This is a genomic window from Cellvibrio sp. OA-2007 (genome assembly GCF_000953825.1).
Lineage (GTDB): Bacteria > Pseudomonadota > Gammaproteobacteria > Pseudomonadales > Cellvibrionaceae > Cellvibrio.
The window spans coordinates 87748-110917 of sequence record NZ_BBUL01000096.1; the positions used below are offsets into that span (position 1 = coordinate 87748).

The 23170-nt window shown below is 48.2% G+C and carries 23 protein-coding genes; 8 read left to right on the forward strand and 15 right to left on the reverse strand.

Annotated elements, in window-relative coordinates; genetic code table 11:
* The first annotated feature begins 1 nt into the window (after position 1).
* The 7 genes from prmA (at position 2) to purD (ending at position 8301) form a co-directional block, all read left to right on the forward strand.
* Positions 2 to 883: a 50S ribosomal protein L11 methyltransferase gene (prmA, locus tag AWU77_RS17210; RefSeq protein ID WP_062066277.1), complete on the forward strand. Its 882-nt coding sequence runs from the start codon at positions 2 to 4 to the stop codon at positions 881 to 883.
* Positions 884 to 1020: 137 nt separating this feature from the next.
* Positions 1021 to 2622, forward strand: a complete 1602-nt coding sequence (locus tag AWU77_RS17215) for a DUF3426 domain-containing protein (RefSeq protein WP_062066280.1) — start codon at positions 1021 to 1023, stop codon at positions 2620 to 2622.
* Between the two features lie 105 nt (positions 2623 to 2727).
* Positions 2728 to 3657: a hypothetical protein gene (locus AWU77_RS17220; RefSeq protein ID WP_152625393.1), complete on the forward strand. Its 930-nt coding sequence runs from the start codon at positions 2728 to 2730 to the stop codon at positions 3655 to 3657.
* Between the two features lie 245 nt (positions 3658 to 3902).
* Positions 3903 to 4892, forward strand: coding sequence for a tRNA dihydrouridine synthase DusB (gene dusB, locus AWU77_RS17225; RefSeq protein WP_084618528.1), 990 nt, complete (start codon positions 3903 to 3905; stop codon positions 4890 to 4892).
* Positions 4889 to 5185: a DNA-binding transcriptional regulator Fis gene (gene fis / locus AWU77_RS17230; RefSeq protein WP_062066283.1), complete on the forward strand. Its 297-nt coding sequence runs from the start codon at positions 4889 to 4891 to the stop codon at positions 5183 to 5185. The genes dusB and fis overlap by 4 nt, the downstream gene beginning before the upstream one ends.
* A 100-nt stretch (positions 5186 to 5285) precedes the next feature.
* The gene (purH, locus tag AWU77_RS17235; RefSeq protein WP_062066286.1) at positions 5286 to 6866 is read left to right on the forward strand and encodes a bifunctional phosphoribosylaminoimidazolecarboxamide formyltransferase/IMP cyclohydrolase; all 1581 of its coding nucleotides are present in this window, start codon (positions 5286 to 5288) and stop codon (positions 6864 to 6866) included.
* 148 nt (positions 6867 to 7014) lie between these two features.
* Positions 7015 to 8301: a phosphoribosylamine--glycine ligase gene (gene purD, locus AWU77_RS17240; protein WP_062066878.1), complete on the forward strand. Its 1287-nt coding sequence runs from the start codon at positions 7015 to 7017 to the stop codon at positions 8299 to 8301.
* 51 nt (positions 8302 to 8352) lie between these two features.
* On the opposite strand, the gene AWU77_RS17245 is transcribed toward purD, so the two are convergent.
* Together AWU77_RS17245 and AWU77_RS17250 are read right to left on the reverse strand one after the other, a co-directional pair.
* Positions 8353 to 9537, reverse strand: coding sequence for a PilT/PilU family type 4a pilus ATPase (locus AWU77_RS17245; protein WP_062066290.1), 1185 nt, complete (start codon positions 9535 to 9537; stop codon positions 8353 to 8355).
* Positions 9538 to 9608: 71 nt separating this feature from the next.
* On the reverse strand, positions 9609 to 9956 hold the full coding sequence (locus AWU77_RS17250) for a RidA family protein (RefSeq protein WP_062066293.1): 348 nt from the start codon (positions 9954 to 9956) through the stop codon (positions 9609 to 9611).
* A 104-nt stretch (positions 9957 to 10060) separates the two neighbouring features.
* Here AWU77_RS17250 and AWU77_RS17255 point away from each other — a divergent pair, with 104 nt between their 5' ends.
* Positions 10061 to 11080, forward strand: coding sequence for a nucleoid-associated protein (locus AWU77_RS17255; protein ID WP_062066296.1), 1020 nt, complete (start codon positions 10061 to 10063; stop codon positions 11078 to 11080).
* 136 nt (positions 11081 to 11216) lie between these two features.
* On the opposite strand, the gene AWU77_RS17260 is transcribed toward AWU77_RS17255, so the two are convergent.
* The 13 genes from AWU77_RS17260 to aspS all read right to left on the reverse strand — a co-directional run bounded on the left by AWU77_RS17260 (position 11217) and on the right by aspS (position 23117).
* A complete protein-coding gene (locus AWU77_RS17260; RefSeq protein ID WP_062066299.1) occupies positions 11217 to 12485 on the reverse strand; it encodes a hypothetical protein in 1269 nt (422 codons plus the stop codon).
* 534 nt (positions 12486 to 13019) lie between these two features.
* The gene (gene ybgF, locus AWU77_RS17265) at positions 13020 to 13754 is read right to left on the reverse strand and encodes a tol-pal system protein YbgF (protein WP_238582509.1); all 735 of its coding nucleotides are present in this window, start codon (positions 13752 to 13754) and stop codon (positions 13020 to 13022) included.
* Positions 13755 to 13768: 14 nt separating this feature from the next.
* A complete protein-coding gene (gene pal / locus AWU77_RS17270; RefSeq protein ID WP_062066302.1) occupies positions 13769 to 14233 on the reverse strand; it encodes a peptidoglycan-associated lipoprotein Pal in 465 nt (154 codons plus the stop codon).
* Positions 14234 to 14275: 42 nt separating this feature from the next.
* The gene (tolB, locus tag AWU77_RS17275; RefSeq protein WP_062066305.1) at positions 14276 to 15556 is read right to left on the reverse strand and encodes a Tol-Pal system beta propeller repeat protein TolB; all 1281 of its coding nucleotides are present in this window, start codon (positions 15554 to 15556) and stop codon (positions 14276 to 14278) included.
* On the reverse strand, positions 15553 to 16395 hold the full coding sequence (tolA, locus tag AWU77_RS17280; RefSeq protein ID WP_062066308.1) for a cell envelope integrity protein TolA: 843 nt from the start codon (positions 16393 to 16395) through the stop codon (positions 15553 to 15555). Before tolA ends, tolB begins: the two co-directional genes overlap by 4 nt.
* A 7-nt stretch (positions 16396 to 16402) precedes the next feature.
* Complete coding sequence (gene tolR, locus AWU77_RS17285) at positions 16403 to 16831, reverse strand: protein TolR (protein WP_062066311.1); 429 nt, start codon at positions 16829 to 16831, stop codon at positions 16403 to 16405.
* A gap of 36 nt (positions 16832 to 16867) precedes the next feature.
* Positions 16868 to 17554, reverse strand: a complete 687-nt coding sequence (tolQ, locus tag AWU77_RS17290) for a protein TolQ (protein WP_062066313.1) — start codon at positions 17552 to 17554, stop codon at positions 16868 to 16870.
* A 4-nt stretch (positions 17555 to 17558) separates the two neighbouring features.
* Complete coding sequence (gene ybgC / locus AWU77_RS17295; RefSeq protein ID WP_062066316.1) at positions 17559 to 17984, reverse strand: tol-pal system-associated acyl-CoA thioesterase; 426 nt, start codon at positions 17982 to 17984, stop codon at positions 17559 to 17561.
* Positions 17985 to 17991: 7 nt separating this feature from the next.
* On the reverse strand, positions 17992 to 19017 hold the full coding sequence (gene ruvB, locus AWU77_RS17300) for a Holliday junction branch migration DNA helicase RuvB (RefSeq protein WP_062066319.1): 1026 nt from the start codon (positions 19015 to 19017) through the stop codon (positions 17992 to 17994).
* A 51-nt stretch (positions 19018 to 19068) separates the two neighbouring features.
* Positions 19069 to 19683, reverse strand: coding sequence for a Holliday junction branch migration protein RuvA (ruvA, locus tag AWU77_RS17305; RefSeq protein WP_062066322.1), 615 nt, complete (start codon positions 19681 to 19683; stop codon positions 19069 to 19071).
* 32 nt (positions 19684 to 19715) lie between these two features.
* On the reverse strand, positions 19716 to 20237 hold the full coding sequence (gene ruvC, locus AWU77_RS17310; RefSeq protein WP_062066325.1) for a crossover junction endodeoxyribonuclease RuvC: 522 nt from the start codon (positions 20235 to 20237) through the stop codon (positions 19716 to 19718).
* 95 nt (positions 20238 to 20332) lie between these two features.
* Positions 20333 to 21076: a YebC/PmpR family DNA-binding transcriptional regulator gene (locus AWU77_RS17315; protein ID WP_062066329.1), complete on the reverse strand. Its 744-nt coding sequence runs from the start codon at positions 21074 to 21076 to the stop codon at positions 20333 to 20335.
* A 235-nt stretch (positions 21077 to 21311) separates the two neighbouring features.
* On the reverse strand, positions 21312 to 23117 hold the full coding sequence (gene aspS, locus AWU77_RS17320) for an aspartate--tRNA ligase (RefSeq protein ID WP_062066332.1): 1806 nt from the start codon (positions 23115 to 23117) through the stop codon (positions 21312 to 21314).
* Positions 23118 to 23170: the final 53 nt, after the last annotated feature.

Genomic DNA, 23170 nt, shown 5'->3' on the forward strand with positions numbered 1-23170 from the left:
TATGCCTTGGTTACAACTCAAAATTATCAGCTCGCGCCGCTATGCAGAATCTCTCGAAGATTCACTGCTCGCCTGCGGCGCAGCGTCCGTTACCCTGCAAGATAATGCCGATCAGCCCATTCTGGAACCCGGTTTAGGCGAAACCCCACTCTGGGACAGCGTAAAGATAACCGGTCTGTTTGATGCAGAAATCGATACCGCCAAAACAATTGCCATCGCCGAGCGGCGCTTTGGCAATCCGCTGCCTGAACATTATTGGGAGCAGCTGGAAGATAAGGATTGGGAGCGGGAATGGATGGCCAACTATCAAGCCATCCGCTGCGGCGAACGCCTGTGGATTTGCCCCAGCTGGCAGCAGCCACCGGAACCAGACAAAGTTAATCTGATGCTCGACCCCGGCCTCGCATTTGGTACAGGCACCCACCCCACTACATTTTTGTGCATGCAGTGGATCGATCAGCAGGATTTCACCGACAAAGAGGTTATCGACTACGGCTGTGGCTCAGGAATTCTCGGCATAGCCACCCTCTTGTTGGGAGCCAAAAAAGTCATCGGCGTGGATATAGATCCGCAAGCCTTGCTTGCCACCACCGAAAACGCCAAGCGCAATCAGCTGCCGGAAGATGCAATGCCGGTCTACTTGCCACCCCAATGTCCGGCAGTACAGGTAGACGTAATGCTCGCCAACATACTCGCTGGCCCACTGGCAGAACTTGCACCTGCACTGAGTGCCATGACCAAAATTGGGGGGAAACTCTGCCTTTCAGGGATTTTATCGGTGCAGGCTGAATCAGTCATGGCGGCCTATAGACCCTGGTTTGTGTTTGACCCTATCGCCGAGCAAGAAGAGTGGGTGCGTTTAACCGCCACAAAGGTGAGCTAGTTGGCATTGCCGATGGAGAATACAACGACCGGCTGTCGCTGGAATTTACCCTGCGGCTCCCGCTAGTTACACTGTTAAACTGCACCAAGAAACTGACCGGGGTTCTCCTGCCCCTTTGTGTTAAGAGCCAATAAACCATGACCTCTGCTAGCAACCAAATGATCACTCGCTGCCCCAAATGCGGGACAGCTTTTCGTGTGACCCCCAGCCAGCTGCAATCCGCCAAGGGTGCGGTTCGCTGTGGCTCCTGCTTGCATGTCTTCAAGGCTCAGGAATATGTGGCTGCAACGCCGGCAAAAAATAACACTGCATCATCCCCCTCTAGCATTGCAACAGCAAAGCCCAGCGTCACCGCTGCAGCAACAAAAACCGTACCCGCAAAAACACCACCAACTACAAAGGTGACAACACAAACTCAAACTCCTGCCAGCAAATCGGCCACTGCCACCGCGCAACCCGCGATATTAAGTGCAATCAAACCGCTACCCGTTGAGCCCCCCAAGGCATCTGTTACAGCCACGCCCGCAACAAAACCCGCAGCAGCTAAACCGGTCATGCGTACCATCAAAAAATCACCCCTTGATGAAACGGATGACCTGCTGATTAGCGACGACATGGATGATAGTAAAACCGACAACACAGACTACGAGTTTGATGGTTTTATCGATATAGGCTCGACCCCCAAAGCAGAGGTGTCGCTGTTCGAGCGCAAAATTAGCAACAAAGACACAAGTGAAGATCCTGCCAGCGCAGCCGATGAATCCTGGGCGGAAATGCTAATCGATGATGAGGATGACACTCCCCAGCTCGGGCTGCTCAAACCCAAAACCGATGAGCAACTGGCAGATGACGCGCTATTTTCCAGCCATGCAGTCAATACCGAATCAGAACTAGATGCACCAGTCGCAGAATCACCTGCACCCGCTAAAGCCTCAACCCCAGGGCTCATCTTCAGCCTCGTAGGCGAGAAAGAAGAACAGATTGAGCCGCAGAGCAAGCCATCAACAAACGATGACTTTATCCTCAGCGACGAACTGGCAAATATCCCCAGTAATCAGGGCTTCAACCAAGCCAACACCACTGATATACCTGACCCCAGTATTTTTGAAACCCCGGATGACAACAGCAACGAGGATAGTGATACCCCCAAGCGCCAGGTCAAAACCCAGCCCAAAATCCGCGCTTACGATGGCTCTCGCACCGCACTGCTGATGAACATTATCCCGGCACCGATAGAATTTAATGCCAAACGCATGCGTCGCTGGTATCAGCGCAAACTCTGGCCAAGCCTCAGTGCGCTGGCGCTGGTTGCGTTACTAGTACAGGTAGGCTGGTTTAAGTTCGATTACTTCAGCAGAGTCGAGCCCTATCGCACCGGCTATTTATTTCTCTGCCCCTATCTAGGCTGCGAGGTGCCAACACTGGTTGATACCAGCCGCATCATCGCATCCAATTTAGTAGTACGCGAACACCCAGAAGCCGAGGGCGCACTGGCGGTAGATGTAATGCTGATTAATGGCGCCCCCTTTGACCAGCCGTTTCCCGACCTGCTTCTGGTTTTTACCGACATAGACAACAATCAGGTAGCGGCACGCCGTTTTATCCCCAAAGATTATCTGGGGGGCGAACTGGTTGGACGAGAACTTATGCCACAGAATCAAAAAGTTCACATCAGTCTGGATTTGGTTGATCCGGGCGCTGAAGCAGTGAATTACCACATTTCAATTCCACAACAATAAGAGTGGCGCCAGTAGCAGTCGCGCCAATCCACAATAGCGACTAAACTTAGCCTCATAGACAACAATGACAGGGCTATCTGCTTCTGCATAAGCGCGGATCGGAATATGAAACCCGAACTTATCGGCACTCAGTTTTTGATATCAATTAAAGACGCACATAAGCTTTATCTATGTCCGCTCCTGCTGTGCTTACTCTTTCCTATCGCAATCGTAAAAGCCAATACGCAGCCATTAATCATTACCCACAAGCTGCCCGAACTAAATAGCGACGAACGCGTCCTTCACGAAGTTGAAGTGTTACAGCTGGCACTGGACAAAACTGTCGCCGAATTTGGCCCCTACGAACTGCGCGGCATACCGCCGATGAACCGGGCTCGCACACTTGCAGCCATGAGCAACAATGTTTACCCCAATCTAATTTTGCAAATGAGCTATGAAGATGAATTAGCCGAGCAGGAAAGCTTGGCATTTATTCCTTTTCCACTTGACCGCGGTGCGCTCAGCTACCGCATTTGTTTTATGCGCGACGCGATTAAACAGCCCATCGGCGAGATAACCAACATTACGCAATTAAAAGCCTACAGCTTTGGTGCAGGCATTGGCTGGGCTGACAGCAAAATTCTGCGCCACAATAATCTGCAAGTGGTGGAAAGCGGCACCGTTATCAGTCTATTTCGCATGACCAAAGCGGGCAGAATTGACCTGTTTTGCCGCGGCCCCATGGAGTTTTTCTACGAGCAGCAAGACCTGAACAGCTTGGGGCTGGTGAGCGATACTCATCTCGCACTTTACTACCCATTACCTAAATTTTTCTTCGCCCACAAAAACAATCAGGCAGCGCTTGATCGCGTGCAAAAAGGACTAGAGATCGCTTATCAAGATGGCTCCTTTAATCAACTCTGGAGCCGACGCCATATAAAATCGCTAAACCGCGCCCAACTTAAACAGCGCAATATCATCAAACTGGAAAACCCTCTAATCATGCACCTACCACGCAATTATGAAATGTACCTGTACGACCCACTTAGTCAGTAAGCCACCGGTGACCTGCCCCAATTCACATTTTTTTGCAACCAAAAACAACTAAAAAACCCATTTTTATCGCTCAAAAAAACGCCATTTTTTATGCTTTTTGCGTTCCAAACCCCAGCCCAAACGGGTATTATGGCGACCCTTTTACGCAGGGCCCTGTACAAATTTGATACAGGGGAAGCTCAGGTGAATCCGGCACTGTCGGCGCAACCCCAACTACAACGATTCACTCACTACAAGCCAACCACGTGTTTACTATCGGCTCCTTTTGTATCGACAGTCAGGTCATTCTCGCGCCTATGGCAGGTGTGACTGATCGCCCCTTTCGTCAATTGTGCCGCTCACTGGGTGCTGGGTTGGTGATATCGGAAATGCTCACCGCTGACTCCACCTTATGGAGCAGCCGCAAGAGCAGCCTGCGAATGGATCACACGGGTGAAGCCGAGCCCATCGCCGTGCAAATTGCCGGAGGTGATCCGGAAATGATGGCCGAGGCCGCGCGCCTCAATGCGGCCAATGGCGCCCAGATTATTGATATCAATATGGGCTGCCCCGCTAAAAAAGTATGTAAAAAAGCCGCCGGATCTGCGCTCTTAAAAGACGAGCAACTGGTCGCTAATATTTTGCAAGCCGTAGTCAGTGCAGTGGATATACCCGTCACACTGAAATTTCGCACTGGCTGGAGCAACGAAGAACGCAATGCAGTGCGTATTGCACGCATCGCTGAAGATGCTGGCATACAAGCGCTGGCACTTCATGGCCGCACCCGCGCCGATGCTTTTTTGGGCGAAGCCGAATATGACACTATCGCCAGTGTTGTAAATGCCGTGAAAATTCCGGTATTTGCCAATGGCGATATAGATTCACCGCAAAAAGCCAAAGCCGTGTTAGATCAGACAGGTGCCGCAGCGGTGATGATAGGACGGGCGGCTCAAGGTCGTCCCTGGATTTTCCGGGAAATTGCGCATTACCTGCGTACCGGTGAGCAATTACCCGAACCGTCGCTGACCAAAGTCAGAGACATTTTATGTACCCATCTGCGTGAGCTATACCGTTTTTATGGTGAGTTTATGGGCCCGCGTATCGCTCGCAAACATGCGAGTTGGTATTTGCAAACGGTTCCTGGCAGCGAAGCATTTCGCAAAACCTTTAACGCTATAGATAATGCAGAAGAACAACAAACCAGCATTCAAAATTTCTTTGAACAGCTGCTTACGAAAGAGGAAAAAGCCGCATGAATACCGCAACTTTCTTTGCTGAATCAACTCCAGCACAAGCTGCAAACCCAAACCAACCAGTACAAGCTCAATCGCTGCGCGGCTGTGTAGAGCAGGCAATGGAAAACTATTTCAAACACCTCGATGGTCAAGAGGTTAGCAACGTTTACGAAATGGTACAGGCTGAAGTAGAAGCGCCTATGCTTGAAATTGTATTGAAATATACCCGCCACAACCAAACCCGCGCTGCGCAAGTATTGGGTTTGAACCGTGGTACTCTGCGTAAAAAATTAAAGCAATACGGCCTGCTGTAATTTTCCCAGCGCCGCATGGCAATCAAAAAAGGGGTGGCAATTTATTTCCACCCCTTTTGCTTTTCAACAGTTTAATTTTTCACTTACATGGGAACTGAGTATGTCTAACACTTCCGATCTTGTTGCAGTAAAACGCGCGTTAATCAGCGTGTCTGATAAAACCGGCATTGTCGAATTTGCCCAAGCCCTGCACGCCCAAGGCGTAGAAATTTTATCAACCGGTGGCACGTTTAAATTACTTACCGACAACAAGATCCCTGCGATTGAAGTCTCTGACTACACCGGCTTCCCGGAAATGATGGATGGCCGCGTTAAAACTCTGCACCCAAAAGTACACGGCGGTATTTTAGGTCGTCGCGGTATAGATGAAGGTGTGATGTCGCAACACGGCATCAACGCGATTGATATGGTCGTGGTGAATTTGTACCCGTTTGAAAAAACCGTTGCCAACAAAGACTGCTCTTTGGAGGACGCCGTAGAAAATATCGATATCGGCGGCCCAACCATGGTACGCGCTGCCGCAAAAAATCATGCGCACGTTAATATCGTGGTTAACGCTGCTGACTACGCCATTATTCTCACTGAGATGCAAACCAACAACGGCTGCACCTCACTGAAAACCCGTTTCAATTTGGCGATCAAAGCCTACGAGCACACCGCGGCTTACGACGGCGCTATCGCCAATTATTTTGGCCGTTTAGTAGAAGGTGGCAGTGCCGATTTTCCGCGCACCTTCAACAGTCAATTTATCAAAGCGCAAGAAATGCGTTACGGTGAAAACCCGCACCAAAAAGCCGCTTTTTATGTGGAAAAAAATCCACAGGAAGCCAGCATCGCCACCGCCAAACAATTGCAAGGTAAAGAGCTGTCGTACAACAACGTTGCTGACACTGACGCAGCGCTAGAAACCGTTAAATGCTTCACCGAGCCAGCGTGTGTGATTGTGAAACACGCCAATCCTTGCGGTGTTGCTGTATCGTCTAACATTAAAGATGCTTACGACCTCGCCTACGCAACTGATACCGAATCTGCCTTCGGCGGTATTATTGCCTTCAACCGCGAGTTGGATGCAGCGACTGCGCAAGCTATCGTTGAACGTCAATTTGTGGAAGTGATTATCGCCCCCAGTGTTTCTGCCGAAGCTGTTGAAGTCGTGAAAGCGAAACAAAATGTTCGCCTGCTTGCCTGCGGCGAGTGGGGTACTGAGCGCTTCGCCGGATTGGATTACAAACGCGTCAATGGCGGCTTGTTGGTACAAGATCGCGACAACGGCATGATCACCGCTAGCGATTTGAAAATTGTGAGCAAGCGCATCCCTACCGAAGACGAACTGCGCGATATGTTGTTCGCGTGGAAAGTGGCGAAGTTCGTTAAATCCAATGCCATTGTTTACGCCAAGAACTCACAAACCATCGGTGTAGGTGCAGGCCAAATGAGCCGCGTAAATTCAGCGCGTATCGCTGCGATCAAAGCAGAACACGCCGGTTTACAAGTTGCTGGCTCAGTAATGGCCTCCGATGCCTTCTTTCCGTTCCGCGATGGTATCGACAATGCTGCGAAAGTGGGTATTGCTGCAGTAATCCAACCCGGCGGCTCAATGCGCGACGAAGAAGTTATCGCCGCTGCCAACGAACACGGCATGGCGATGGTATTTACTGGTATGCGTCACTTTAGACATTGATAAATCGCATCACTAATAATGTGTGATATTGCTTTTGTAGGTTGGCGGTGAGCTTGCGAACCCCAACATCGGTTACAGGTATATGGTCATGTTGGGGTTCGTCCCTCACCCCAACCTACATGAACAACTCAAAAAAGATATTAATTTTATGAACGTATTAATTATTGGCAGCGGCGGACGCGAACATGCACTCGCGTGGAAAGCAGCACAAAGCGCGCAAGTTGAAAAAGTATTTGTTGCACCGGGTAATGCCGGTACAACGCTGGAAGAAAAACTGGAAAACGTTGCTATCGACGTTTTAAATTTTGAAGCACTGGCCAATTTTGCAGAAAACAATAACGTCGGTCTAACGATTGTTGGCCCGGAAGTTCCGTTGGTTGCGGGCGTAGTCAATTATTTTCAAGCGCGCAATTTATTGTGTTTTGGCCCAAGCAAAGGCGCCGCGCAATTAGAAGGCTCAAAAGCCTTCACCAAAGATTTTCTCGCGCGTCACAAAATCCCAACGGCGGATTACCAAAACTTTATTGAAGTGGAACCTGCTCTCGCTTATTTGCGCGAGAAAGGCGCACCGATTGTAATTAAGGCCGATGGTCTTGCTGCGGGTAAAGGTGTAATCGTTGCTGAGACACTTGAACAAGCCGAAGACGCGGTGCGCGATATGTTATCGGGCAATGCGTTTGGCGATGCAGGCTGTCGCGTGGTGATTGAAGAATTTTTAGCAGGCGAAGAAGCCAGCTTTATTGTGATGGTTGACGGTAAAAATGTATTACCAATGGCGACCAGCCAAGATCACAAACGTGTTGGCGATGGCGATACAGGCCCGAACACCGGCGGCATGGGCGCCTACTCTCCTGCACCGGTAGTTACCCAAGCGGTACACGACCGGGTGATGCAAGAAATTATTTACCCCACCGTGAACGGCATGGCGGCAGAAGGTAATACTTACGTTGGCTTTTTGTACGCAGGTTTGATGATCGATGCAGCGGGCACACCCAAAGTGATCGAATACAACTGCCGCTTTGGCGACCCTGAAACCCAACCGATTATGTTGCGTTTGCAATCGGATTTGGTTGAACTGTGTTTGGCTGCACTCAAAGGTGATTTGGATAAAACCACTGCCGATTGGGATGCACGTGCATCAGTAGGTATTGTATTAGCAGCTGGCGGTTATCCAGACGCTTACGACAAAGGCGATATTATTTCTGGTTTACCCACCACTGAAATCGCGGGCGAAAAAGTTTTCCACGCGGGAACAACAGTAAAAGATGGCAATGCAGTTACCAATGGCGGCCGCGTACTCTGCTCAACCGCACTCGGTAATTCCGTATTGGAAGCGCAGCAACGCGCTTATAAACTCGCCGAACAAATTAGCTGGAAAGGCATGTTCTACCGCAAGGATATAGCCTATCGCGCGATTGCACGCGAACAAAAATAGTCAGTAATAGCCAACTGATTACCATGTAAAAAGGAACCTTCGGGTTCCTTTTTACATTGGCTCTTCTTCATCATCAATTTTTTGCAAACTCAATTCGCCAAAACTAGTCGGCGCCTTGGCCTGCGCTTGCGGTTCAGCCGCAGCAGTTTCTGCCTTGGGTACTGCAACACCATCAGTTGCCAGTTTTATTCGCAAGCGCAAATTATTGGGAGAATCCGCATTGGCAATCGCATCATCAAAACTCACCTTGCCTGCCATAAACAATTTAAAAATAGCGCCATCAAATGTCTGCATACCGAGATTTTCAGATTTTTCCATAATCTCTTTAATTTCGGTGAGCCGACTTTTTAAAATTAATTCCTGAATTGTTTTAGTGCCCAATAGCACTTCAACCGCGGCGCAACGTTTTCCATCCACCGTGGGCAATAAACGTTGCGACACAAACGCGCGCAAATTTTGCGACAGTCCCATTAATAATTGCGGGCGGCGCTCTTCAGGGAATAAGTTGATAATGCGTTCCAGTGCCTGGTTGGAATTATTAGCGTGTAACGTAGAGATCGCTAAGTGCCCGGTCTCAGCAAACTCCAGCGCGTGCTCCATGGTTTCGCGGTCGCGAATCTCGCCGATTAAAATCACATCAGGCGCTTGGCGCAGAGTATTTTTTAATGCAGCTTTGTAACTGCGAGTGTCCACACCCACTTCGCGTTGGTTGATCACACTGCGCTTGTGTTTATGGACAAATTCAACCGGATCTTCAATGGTAATAATATGACCGCCGCTGGATGAATTGCGATGATCAATCAACGCCGCCAAGGATGTAGATTTACCTGAGCCCGTGCCGCCGACAAATAACACCAGTCCGCGTTTGGTCATGATCACATCTTTTAATACTTCCGGCAGACCCAGCGCATCAAACTGCGGAATATCGGTTTTGATATTGCGCGCGACTATCGCCACTTCATTGCGCTGTTTGAAAATATTAATGCGGAAACGCCCAACACCATGAATAGAAATCGCCAGATTCATTTCCAGCTCATGGGCAAAGGCTGCGCGCTGTTCCTCATCCATAATCGCATTGGCAATTGCTTCTATCTCCCCCGGCTTAAACGGCTCGGTGGCCAAGGGCTTCAATACACCTTGGAATTTGGCGCAGGGTGGCGCACCAGTACTCAAATACAAATCCGAGCCGTCTTTTTTGGCGAGAATATTTAAATATTGGTCGATTGGGGTTGCCATAGATTACTCCGCTACATAAAAACAATAGGATGAGTATAGACAGGATTAATCTATGGGCAGGACAAGAAGGGTTAATCAACCGCCGCAACAAAGGCAATTTCCACCAACATCGCAGGGTCGAGCAATTCCACTTTGACGCAGGCACGGGAGGGAGCACAGCCTTCTGGCAGCCACTTCTCCCAAGCTTGATTCAATGAGGACACATTATCTTTGTGCGTGATATAAATAGTTGCAGAGAGCAAACGAGACTTGTCGCTGCCAATCGCAGCTAAGGTAATGTCTGTTTGTGCCAGAATTTGTGTGATCTGCTCATCCATCGCACAATCTGTATTATTAGGGACTTCGACAAAATGGGCGGTGCCCTTGTACAGAGTGGCATCTGACCAGCGCGGCGTCGGATTCAAGCGTTGAATATTCATGCAGGGTTTCCAATAGGGTGTTTGAAATCAACTCGGGCGCCTATAATAACTGCCTTTTAAGCTCCGCCCAATTTTAATCACCTCTCAATAAAGCGACTCGATTCATGGCCTTAACCTCCATCATTGCACACCGTATTTATCGTCATTCGCCCGGTAGCAACTTTGAATTGCAATTGCGCGGTGAACCATTTGCTCATGCAGGCAAACTGGAAGAATTGGCTTATGAATTAAAAACCCAGTTTATTCGCAAGGGCGGCAAAAGTTACGGGCGTTTTTCAGATGAACTGGGTGAATTCCCCCTGCCCGCCTGGCTGCGTGATTGTCGCGAAGAGCGGTTGAGTTTTTTGAGTTTCACCCATAAAGCAATGCAGCAATTTCAACAGGCACTGGAAAAGGCGGAGTCACTGCTCGACGCCTATATGTTTTTTGTAGAAGAAAAATTAGAAGTGGGCGATACACTGAGCGTGTATTTAGTCGAACACCAAAGCGGACTGTATCTGGATGGTGAATTAACACTAGACGATTCACTCTTTCTCGATACCAGTGGTTTTACCCTTGCAGCCAAAATCCAGCTTAATGATTGGACTTCAGGCGACTCATCCACTTATCTCACCCTGATGCGTTCTCGCGGCGACAAAGATATCGCTGATGCTTTCACGCAATTTATTGCCTTTACCGATAAGCAAGATATCAAACAGGAAACCGCTGAGTTTTTACAGATTGTCGATAACTTCAGCCAAACACTCGACGAAGCTACCGCAAAAATCACTCGCACCAAAGTAGTCGATTACTGCCTGGAACAAAATAAAGCCGGCAAACCCGTTACTATCGCAGCACTCTCCAGCAACCTAGCAGAAGAAGTAAAAAGTTACGAGCCTGAGCGTTTTGTGCGTTATGTAGAAAACAGCAAGCCAGAACTCAAACCCGAATTTATTCCCCACGCAGGGCAGATCCGTAGCTACGTTCGCATCAGCGGCCGCAATGACTCTTTGAGCATGAGCTTTGCCTCTGAGTGCCTCGGACGTGAAATTGAGTATGATGCTGCAAATGATGTACTGACGATTAAAAATTTGCCGTCATCGTTGAAAGCGCGCTTAATTAAACACTTGAAAGAAACACACTGAAATATTGTGCAAACTTGACTAAGACTTCATAGCCAAAAATTACCGAGTGACTAATCAGCACTTAAGCCATCGACTAGTAAAATATAGAATATCTTTACTTTACCAGCACGATGGCTAACAAATGACAAGATTGCTATCACTTTAATAAGGGGGAATTCAACGCATCGACTTTAGGGCCAATTAATTTTTCGACGCTTTTTTGCAAATCATCTAAGGTGACTTTTCTGGTTTTCATCAAATCTCGTATTACATGATCGATATTATATTTATTTTTGCTTCGTTTGCGAATTTCCTTATCCAATTCATCCAAAAGCACAACTGCACGTGCGGTTACCGGCCCGGTAGATTTACTTTTCCGCAAATGCTTTACCTCTGCACCCCACTTATCCAAACTCTTAATAATTGCATTACGCCGCGATTTAGTCATGCCATGGGCACGATACAACAATTCAAAAGAATAAAACTCAGCAACCCCTTCCGCAATCCAATCATCATTAGTATTGGCAGTTGTGGCACCGCTGATACGAGTAATCATATGAGTCAATTCGTGCAGCAATGGACTAGTTCCATTTTCACTCACCAGAGGACGATCTGCATGCAAAAACAAGGAATTAGCTGCCGATAGTCCACCACGCCACATTGGATCACCCGCACCAACTACTAATAATTTTTGGGGTGTTTTAATAAATGCCTTGTGAACTTCCGGCCAAACAAAATTAAAAAAAGTCAACGAATCCATGCGTTTAAAGTGCTCACCTTTAGGGGCACTAACGGCAATTGAAGTCCCAGAAACCTTCGCACGTCGCGTTCCCACCTTGCCTGCAATCATCCACCCGGTCGGACGATCAAAGCGGCGATCAGGATTATCTATTGAAAAGATATTGTCTTTTTTTCGCGGCCACCCGGTCTCAATACTGGTCCAGCCTTCTGGCAAAACAACCTGCATCGTGGCAATCGCGTATGAACCCATAACGTCTCCAGTATCTATATGAGCTGGAGGTATCAAATCATCTCCTCTAAAAACAGCCCAATCCTTAGTAACAATTGCATCATATTTCCCTGGGTCGCGCTCATGCGTAAGCGCTACAAAATAGGATAATTGTGCAACACCTTGTGGTAACTCCCATGTCACACGCTTATCTTTGATTATCAATTTGCCATTTGCCCGAATATTGGAATAAATATCTCGGCTATTATTAAAACTCAACTGCTTGAGCAGCTCACCTTTATTCACACTGATTATTACTGATGCCCCCTGCTTGGATGGCTCAAGAGTAACCTTATATGTCAATTCATAGCTGAGATCAGACGAAGTTGTAGCCATCGCCTGAGCAGAACCCGCCATCAAGACAAATAGCCAAAAAAATTTAAAAACAAATAAGCGTATTTTCAAAACAAACGACATAAGACTACAACCTCGATAGTAATAATTTGTTTTCAACACAGTGTACTGCAATTGGCGGCGCATAGGTTATCAAGCGGGGGAACTTACCTATTTGAACCAGACCAAAACAAAACACAAACTGACCTTCTTTGTAGTCAATTTCCTACATAGAATTCAGCCTTTGGCGGCTACCCAATAGAGCATGTGTATTCGATAATAGTCACAACAAGGACGTAAAAAGGAACTACACAAATTCATAGCTACCGGATGCAAGGAGAAGGGAGATTCATGGACTGAACGAAGGAATGACAACTAATGGAAAACCAAATGCAGGGATGGATAAGCGAATAAGGGAGTATGAAGGTTTTACATAAGGAAGATGCAATGGATTGAGCGGTAAACTTGGGTTTTCAGCAGGACGCTGAGGTGATCGAGATTACTTTATCCAATACAGGACGCACTATGGGGTTTCTCTACAGAGAAACCCCTTCTTTTTATCCAAAAAAATACTTTATTCCAGGCTGGCAATCAACCGCTGCACCTTGAAAATAATAATTAGAAATTATCAGCAATAAACTTCTGCGCTAAACGTGCAGCATCACTGTTACCTGCTGCAACCTCAGACAATAAAGCCTTGGCCTTGGCTCTATCACCCATCAAAAAATAAACCTTACCTAAATCGAGCTGAGCATCAGGTACTTTTGCAGCACTTGGAAAGTTGGCGATAAGCTCTGTAAACCAACTTTTTGCTTGCGGGTAATCTTTTTTGAGCATTGCGATTTTGCCCAACCAATAATGGCTATTACTGGCAAAACTTCCACTAGGGAAACTGTTCAGATGTGCCTTGAAAGCTCGCACGGCACCATCAAAATCTTTTTGATTTAGCAAATCGTAAGCGGCTTTATAAACATCACTTTCGCTAGCAGTGCCAGGCAAAGCTGACGCTGCAACAGGAGCGGCAACTGCTGCCATAGAGTCTTCGGTACGAGCACTTACCGCAGCAGATGTATTACCAGACAAACGTCGATCAAGATCTATGTAGTTGTCTAGTTGTAGTTGTTTGAGCTGTTTTAGCTCATAGGATTGCTCTTCAAGAAGACCGCGCAAAGTGGCTACCTCTTCTTGCAAAGCGCGAATTTGGGAATAAACATCAGATTCAGCAGAGACAGGCAGATTAGATTGAGCCACCCCAGAGCGAATGCTCTGGGGTGAAGACTCAATAACCCGTACTTGTGCCTGAGAGACTGAAGCTGAAGTCACTAAAACAACAGCAAGCAGATTTTTAAGCATACGGGTTTAGACTCTTAGTACTTAACTTCTACGCGACGGTTTTGAGACCAAGAAGCTTCATCGCTACCGGTAGCAGCTGGTTGCTCTTCGCCAAAGCTAACAACTTCCAGAGAAGAACCGTTAACGCCTTGAGTCACGAGGAAATCGCGAACAGCATTAGCACGCTTCTCGCCCAGAGCCATGTTGTATTCGCGTGAACCGCGCTCATCCGCATGACCTTCCAAACGTACTGCAACTGAAGCACCTTTCAGCTTGTCAGCGTGAGCCAACAGAACAGCGCGGCTTTCAGCGGTCAAAGAGTATTGATCAAAGTCAAAGTAAACAACGTTTGACAAAGTAGCTTCAGATACAGTGCTTTCTACAGGCGCTGTACCAGTTGTTGGAGCCTCGGTACCTTTGTTGTCGCTGCTTGAACAGCCAACAAGGAAAGACATAACAACAGCCAAAGTAAGACCTTGCTTGATTGCCTTAGTAATCATGTGTGTGTAACTCCAATGAGGTAAAGATCTGTTTTACGGGACTTAGTTAAAGAATGGCGACCATGCGGGTTCCCGCACATCACCTTGTTTTGGAGGCTGGAGGATTTTGACACGCGCATCGAGAGACACCGCCGCCAACACTCCTTTACCACCAGAACGAGTCGCATACATCAGCATAGCGCCATTGGGCGCTATAGTAGGCGATTCGTCCAAATTTGTCTCGGATAAAATACGCAAATTACCAGATTTTATATCTTGTGCTGCAATATGGTGAGTGGTACCTGGGCGCTTGTTCAACATTACCAGGCTTTTACCATCTGGAGAGACGCGCGCACGCGCATTGTAATCGCCATCAAAGGTGACTCGCTCTTGCTGCATAGTGGCAAGATTGACTTGATAAATCTGTGGTTTACCGCCGCGATCAGAAGTAAAAAACAATGAGGCGCCATCTGCAGCCCATGAAGGCTCATGATCAATAGCGAAGTGATTTGTTACACGTGTTAGCTGGCGCGTCAACACATTCATCACATAGATTTCAGGATTGCCATCTTTGGATAAGGCCATAGCCAATTTTTGCCCATCGGGCGACCAAGACGGAGCACCATTTAAACCACGAAAATTAGTCATCTGCTGACGTCTGCTCGTCGCAATATCTTGAATATATATTGCAGGCTTGTTATCGGCTTCAAAAGATACATAAGCAACGCGCTGGCCATTAGGCGACCACACAGGGGACAAAACAGGATAGCGCGATTCAAGCAACATGCGAGGACGGAACCCGTCAATATCAGATAACATCAAACGATACTTTTGCGGCTGCTTAAAAGCCTCTACATAAATCAACTTGGTTGAAAAAATACCACGAATGCCAGTGATAGTTTCGTATACTTTGTCACTAATATGATGCGCCATGTCACGCAATTGCGCCTCTGTGCCATCCACCGTCAGCTTGGCAAACACACGCTTTTGCTGCACAACATCAAACAATTCATAGCTCGCATAATAGCGGCCCGCCTGTTGCGTAATGGAGCCAATTAACAAGTACTCAGCACCAAGGGCTTTCCAATCCCGATAATGTACCTCTGCCTCAGAGCGAGGAAACGACAGCATACGCTCCGGTTTAGTAGCCTCAAACTGACCGGAAAACTCCAGATCATTGCCAACTATTTTTGCAATATCCCCTGGTAACCGAGCGCCAGCCCAACCAAAAGGAACCACAGCAATCTTGGTGGGATTATCAACACCCTTGGTAACAAAAACTATGTTCTGGGCATTTGCCGAAATCGCAAACACCAACAGAAATGCGCTAATTATGTATCTCACTGACGTAAATCCTCTGGATTAAAGGCAAATTGAAAATGACGGAAATTTCGCTCAAAGACATCAATAGGCACATCTTTGATTTCAACAAATCGCTCTACTTTTTTGATCGCTTGCTCAGCTGCATTATCAAAGGCAGAGTTTCCACTACTTTTAGCAAGCTGGACATTAATAACCTGCCCATTTGGCAGCATATCTATATTAAAGATTGCCACCATTCCTGCGCGCGCCGAAGGAGGCCTACTCCAATTTTGGGCAACACGCTCCGATAACAATTCGTTGTAGCTCTTTACATTAGCTTCATCATTAGATTCAGCTATGTGCTTTGCCTCCAACTGACGGGCAGCCTGTATACGGCGCTGCTCAGCTTGAGCCTCTTGCTCGCGCAGAGTTTTTTTCAATGCCTCTGCTTTGCGCTGCGCCTCGGCTTCCGCCTGTTTCTTTTTCTCAGCCTCTGCTTGTGCAGCCTTGGCTTTAGCTGCTCTAGCTTGCTCTTCCTTAATTTTCTGCTGCTTTTGCTTCTCTGCTTCAGCGGCTTTCGCCTGCTGCTCCCGCTGACTTTGGACTAGTGCTTCCGCCTCTTTACGTCGCTGCTCTTCTTGCTTTTTATTGTTTTTCAAATCTTCGTAAGTCTTTGAGTCCAATATTTGCTCTTTAACCTGCTGCGGTGCAGCCTTAGCTTTAGGTTTAAGATCAACCAAGGTCGCAGTTACATAATGCGGTTTATAAGGCTCCTCATCCGACTTGAAAAAATCCCAATTACCCAAAAAAAGAACCAGCAAAGCCCCGTGCAAAAAAACACTCAGAAATGTTGGCAATGAAAATGATTTTTCCAACTTCATAAAAAACCTAGCGCGGAGGCTCCGTAATCAAGCCAACCGACGGCGCGCCAGCCAGTTTTAACTCACCCATTAAGTTGACAATCACACCATATTCAACTTTTTTGTCGCCTTGAACAAACACCAAGGTATTCGGCTTTTCTGCCAGAACCTTACTGACGATTGATTTGATTTCTGCCAATGGACGCGGTTTTTCAGGGTCGCCAGCCAGATCTATATAGAAGCCGCCATCTGCTTTTACTGACACAGTAATAGGATCATCTTCTTTACTTTCAACTGGCTCTGATGCGGCCTGCGGCAACTCGACTTTAATACCCTGTGTCATCATGGGTGCGGCAATCATAAATACAATTAATAGCACCAACATAACGTCGATTAGCGGAACCACATTGATTTCCGCTTTGAGCTTCTTTTTGATGGGTGGACCAAATCCTGACATGGCTTTAACCTGTTTCCAATAAACGTAAAAACAGCGTTACTTGCTGTGAACTTGGCGATGCAAAATTGCGGAGAATTCTTCCGCAAAGGTGCGATAGTTACTCAACAGGTTTTCGGCGCGCGCGGAGAACTTGTTGTAGGCCAATACCGCGGGGATGGCCGCAAATAAGCCCATAGCCGTTGCAATCAAGGCTTCAGCAATCCCTGGCGCAACAGTAGCGAGACTCGGCTGACCAGCATTGGCGATATTAAGGAAAGACACCATGATGCCCCACACGGTACCAAACAACCCGACATATGGGCTTACCGACGCAACACTGGCGAGGAATGGCAAATTTTCTTCCAACTTTTCTTCTTCGCGCGCCAATGCTACGCGCATCGCACGCATAGAACCCTCCATCACCGCATCAGAGTCGGCTCCAGCTTGTTGGCGCAGGCGGGTGAACTCTTTGAATCCGGCACGAAAAATATTTTCGATGCCCTCAACAACTTCATTGCGTCCATTGCCCTGGCGATAAAGTTGGTTGAGATCAATACCCGACCAAAATTGCTTTTCGAAAAAATCAAAGGCTGCAGAAGCCTTTCGTTGATAGATTTCGCGCTGAAAAATCATCACCCAGGATATAACGGATGCCAAAAATAAAATTAGCATGACCATTTGTACTAAAAAACTGGCCTCAACAATGAGGTGCAGAATGGACAGGCTTTGCTTGGTTTCTGGCATAGTATTAATTAACTCTTTCTGTTTGACTGTGAAAAAAATGATTCAGCTGTTGATGCATGGCGACAGGCAGAGCGCTGGGCTTCATGGAATTAGCATCCACACAGGCGATGCGAATTACTCCCTCACACAACAACTCATCACCACGCCATACTTGCTGTTTAAACTCGGTATAGGTGCGCGCTAACTTCTCAATTTCTGCCGTTACTTGCAGCTGATCATCGAGCCGCGCAGGACGGCGGTAGTTGATTTGTGCAGCATGCACAACCAATAACAGACCACCCTCCAAAATTGCGGGCTTATCATAGCCCAAACTGCGCAAAAATTCTGTACGAGAACGCTCCATGTACTTCAGATAATTGACGTAATAAACGATACCGCCCGCATCGGTGTCTTCTATATAAACTCGCAGCGGGATACTAAATGGCTGCATAACTGATTTATTCCGCAGATTCCTGCAAACGCTTTGGTATAGGCACACCAAAATACATATAAGCATTATTGGTTAAAATTCGACCGCGCGGTGTGCGTGCCATAAAACCTTGCTGAATTAGATAGGGCTCTATTACATCTTCAATAGTTCCGCGATCTTCACTAATCGCAGCGGCCAAACTTTCCACACCGACCGGGCCGCCATCAAAATTATTCATCATTGCCGTTAATAGCCGGCGATCCATATGATCAAAACCGCGCTCATCGACATTCAGCATATTCAATGCATTGTCAGCCATTTGCGCAGTCACCGTGCCATCGCCTTTCATCTCGGCGTAATCACGCACGCGGCGCAATAAACGATTGGCAATACGCGGAGTGCCGCGCGAGCGCTTGGCCACTTCCGCAGCACCTTCTATATCCATTTTCACCCCCAATAGCGCCGCAGAGCGCGCCACTATATGAGTGAGATCGGCGACATTATAAAACTCCAGACGCTGAACAATACCAAAACGATCGCGCAATGGTGAGGTCAGCAACCCCGCGCGGGTTGTGGCACCGACCAAAGTAAATTGCGGCAAATCCAATTTGATTGAGCGCGCAGCTGGGCCTTCGCCGATCATAATATCCAGCTGAAAATCTTCCATCGCCGGGTAGAGAATTTCTTCCACCACTGGGCTCAAGCGATGAATTTCATCGATAAACAACACATCGCCCGGCTCAAGATTGGTAAGTAATGCGGCCAAATCTCCCGCCTTTTCCAACACCGGGCCGGAAGTGCTTTTAAGCGAGACATTCATTTCGTTGGCGATAATATTGGCGAGTGTGGTTTTGCCCAAACCGGGTGGCCCAAACACCAGGGTGTGATCCAGCGCTTCACCGCGTTTTTTAGCGGCGCCGATAAAAATTTCCATCTGTTCGCACACCGCAGGTTGCCCCACGTAATCAGCCAGAGATTTGGGGCGCACAGTGCGATCAAGATGGTCTTCGCGCTCTTTGGCAGCGGGGGCGATCAGGCGATCCGTTTCAATCATCGATAGTTAATCCTGAAAATTATTCGGCGCAGCTTTTATTCAGTAGCTTATTTATCCAGCGATTGAGCGCAGCGCCATGCGAATCAATTCTTCACTACTGGCTTCCGGTTTTTGTTTGGCTGCCAGCGAGATCATTTTGGCTGCATCTACCGGTTTGTAGCCCAGCGCGATCAGCGCACTCTCTGCCTCGGCAAAGGCGTCATTATCGGTGGCGATACTTTGAATTTCACTGTGTGCAAGCAAATCGCTCTGCGGCATATCCCAATTTTTTAAGCGGTCGCGCAATTCAATTACCAATCGCTCAGCCGTTTTTTTGCCCACACCCGGCACTTTAGTCAGCGCGGTGATATTGTCATCGCGTACACAGCGGGCGATATCATCCGCCTCCATGCCCGACAAAATCGCAATCGCCAACTTGGGGCCGACGCCATTGACTTTAATTAAGGTGCGGAACAATGAGCGATCGCGCTGCTCAACAAAACCAAATAACTGATGTAAATTTTCAGTAATCGACAAGTGGGTATGCAATACCACTTCGCAACCAAGAGCAGGCAAACGATAAAAAGTCGTCATAGGCGCCTGCACTTCATAGCCCACACCGCTGACATCCAGCAATAAAAACGGCGGTTGTTTTTCGATTAAAAGTCCGCGCAAACGTCCGATCATAATGGGTCTCTTATGCTATCAGGATAAAACAATCACACAATTCGCCCACGGCGAAAACTCGATGAACCCGCCATGCGGATTAAATGATCGCGAGTATTAGCGTGGCAGAGTGCCACGGCCAAGGCATCCGCCGCATCTTCTTGCGGTGCCGCAGGAAGGCGCAACAGGGTTTTCACCATATGCTGCACCTGTAATTTATCTGCCGCGCCATTACCCACCACCGACTGTTTCACTTTGCGCGCTTCGTATTCAGACACCGGCACATTCTGCGCAGTCGCCGCCACAATTGCCGCCCCCCGCGCCTGCCCCAGCTTTAACGCTGATGAAGCATTTTTGGCCATAAACACCTGCTCAATCGCCATCTCTTGCGGGCAATATTGTTCGATGATTTGGGTCAGGGAATCAAAAATAACTTTGAGGCGCGCGGGCAATTCATCGGCATCACTCATGCGAATGACACCACTGGTGATGTATTCGTATTTGCTGCCGATGACATTGATAATGCCAAAACCGGTTTTGCGGGAGCCGGGATCTATACCAAGAATAAGCGCCATAGTTGTATCTATATACAGTATTTATGGCGCAGTGTTGCATGCTGAAACGCGACAGGCAAGAGCCCGCTTAAAATCTTCCTTTCGCGTATCGGGTATTAGCCGATTAGCTCCATAATTTCTTCCGATATATCCGCATTGGTATAGACGTTTTGCACATCGTCCAAATCTTCCAGCGCGTCGATCAAGGCAAGAATTTTTTCGGCATGCTCTTTATCGAGATTGACGGTCAGCGACGGAATAAGTGCTATATCGGCAGCCTCGGCAGTGAATCCGGCGCCGGCCAAAGCATCCTTAACACGAAAGAAATCTTCAAACGCGGTCATTACATCGGCTGAGCCGTCATCGTTGATGACTACATCATCGGCGCCCGCTTCCAAAGCGGCTTCCATCAATGCATCTTCATCTATACCTGCAGCAAAACTGATTTGCCCTTTGCGCGCAAACAGATAAGACACGGAACCGTTAGTCCCCAGGTTGCCGCCTTTTTTGTCGAACGCATGGCGCACATCGCCCGCCGTGCGGTTGCGATTGTCGGTCATGCACTCAACGATAAAGGCCACACCGTTTACGCCGTAACCCTCATAGGTCAACTCTTCATAGGCTTCGGATTCACCGGTACCGGCGCCGCGGGCGATAGCGCGCTCGACCACATCTTTTTTCAGATTGTTGAGATAGGCCTTATCCACCGCCGCACGCAGACGCGGGTTGTCAGCGGGATTAGCACCGCCTTTAGCCGCGACAGTCAGCTCGCGAATAATTTTGGTAAAGATCTTGGTCCGCTTGGCGTCTTGACGCGCCTTGCGGTGTTTCATGTTTGCCCATTTGGAATGTCCGGCCATTCGAAACTCCCATGCTAATAATTACTTCAAATAAATCAGTGCCAACTGCACGGTTCGCCAATGAGATTCGCCTTTCAAAAACGCATAAATACATCCTTGTAGCTCCCGTTCGGCATCCATGCCTCTAGGGTTTTGAAATACGAATCCCATTACCGAACCTGCATTGTGCCAATTTCATAATTGCTACAAACAAAAAAGGTGGGCAAAAGCCCACCTTTTTTTATGTTGCAAAAGATTACATGCCGTATTCAGGCGCATCTTCAGCAACAACTGCTTTTTCTTTTTTACGCAGACGGATATGCAGATCGCGCAATTGCAGATCGTCCACAGTACCTGGTGCATCGGTCATCACACAGGCAGCGCTTTGGGTTTTGGGGAAGGCGATAACATCGCGGATCGAGCTTGCGCCCACCATCAACATAATCAAACGATCCAAACCAAAGGCCAAACCGCCGTGTGGTGGTGCACCGTAAGCCAAGGCATCCAACAGGAAGCCGAACTTCTCGCGTTGCTCTTCTGGCGAAATTCCCAGAATTTGGAAGACTGCTTGCTGCATGGTCGATGAGTGAATACGTACCGAACCACCGCCCAATTCAGTACCGTTTAATACCAAGTCGTAAGCGCGCGACAAAGCGGCACCTGGGTTTGCAATCAATTCTTCAGGAGTACAGCTAGGTGAAGTGAATGGGTGGTGGATTGAAGTCCAGCCGCCTTTGTCATCATCTTCAAACATTGGGAAGTCAACCACCCAGAGCGGCGCCCACTGGCAGGTGTACAACTCAAGGTCTGCACCCAGTTTGCAGCGCAATGCACCCAAGGCTTCGGTTACGACTTTGTGTTTGTCGGCGCCGAAGAAAATCAGGTCGCCGTTTTCTGCACCAACGCGATCCAAAATTGCTTTGCGCACGGAAACTGGCAGGTTCTTAACGATTGGCGATTGCAAGCCTTCTTCCAAATCTGACTTGTCGTTGACCTTGATGTAGGCCAAACCTTTTGCACCGTAAATGCCGACAAACTTGGTGTAGTCGTCGATTTGTTTACGGGTCAGCTTCTCGTTACCGCCGGGTACTTTTAATGCGGTAACGCGAGATTTTGGATCATTCGCTGGGCCGGCGAACACTTTGAAATCTACTTCGGTAACCAGATCTTTAACATCCACCAATTCCAGCGGGATACGCATATCCGGCTTGTCTGAACCGTATTTTGCAATCGCTTCAGAGAAAGGCATGTGTTTGATTTCAGCGAAATCCACACCCATCAGGTCTTTGAACAACTCACGGAACATGCCTTCGGTAATGTTCATGATCTGCTCTTGCGACATGAATGAGGTTTCGATATCGATCTGGGTGAATTCCGGCTGACGGTCAGCACGCAAGTCCTCGTCACGGAAACACTTGGCGATTTGGTAGTAGCGGTCGTAACCGGCCACCATCAACAATTGTTTGAACAGCTGGGGTGATTGCGGCAGCGCAAAGAATTTACCGTCGTGAGTACGCGATGGCACCAAGTAGTCACGCGCGCCTTCTGGGGTCGCACGAGTCAGAATTGGGGTTTCAACATCGAGGAAGCCATTGCGATCCAGATAGTTGCGGATAACGCTGGTCACTTTGCTGCGGAAACGCAGGTTTTTCTGCATTTCGGTGCGGCGCAAGTCGAGGAAGCGATACTTCAAACGGGTCTCTTCACCCACGTTGGAGTAAGAATCCAAGGGGAAAGGCATGGTTTCCGCTTCGTTCAAAATAGTCAGCGCTGTGCCGTACACCTCGATCTCACCGGTCGCCATGTTCGGGTTAACGGTAGAAGGTGCACGTGCGCGCACTTTACCGGTCAACTGCAATACGTATTCGCCGCGCACTTTATCCGCCAGCGCAAAATTCTCTTTCGCATCCGGATCGAACACTACTTGCACAATACCTTCGCGGTCGCGCAGGTCGATAAAGATCACTCCACCGTGATCGCGACGACGATCCACCCATCCGCAGAGAGTGACTTCTTGATCGATAAACGAGGCATTTAAAGCGCCACAGTATTGGCTGCGCATAGCAAGTTCCTGATATTTGTATAAGAGTATTTTGAAAAGGCGTTTGTTGGTGC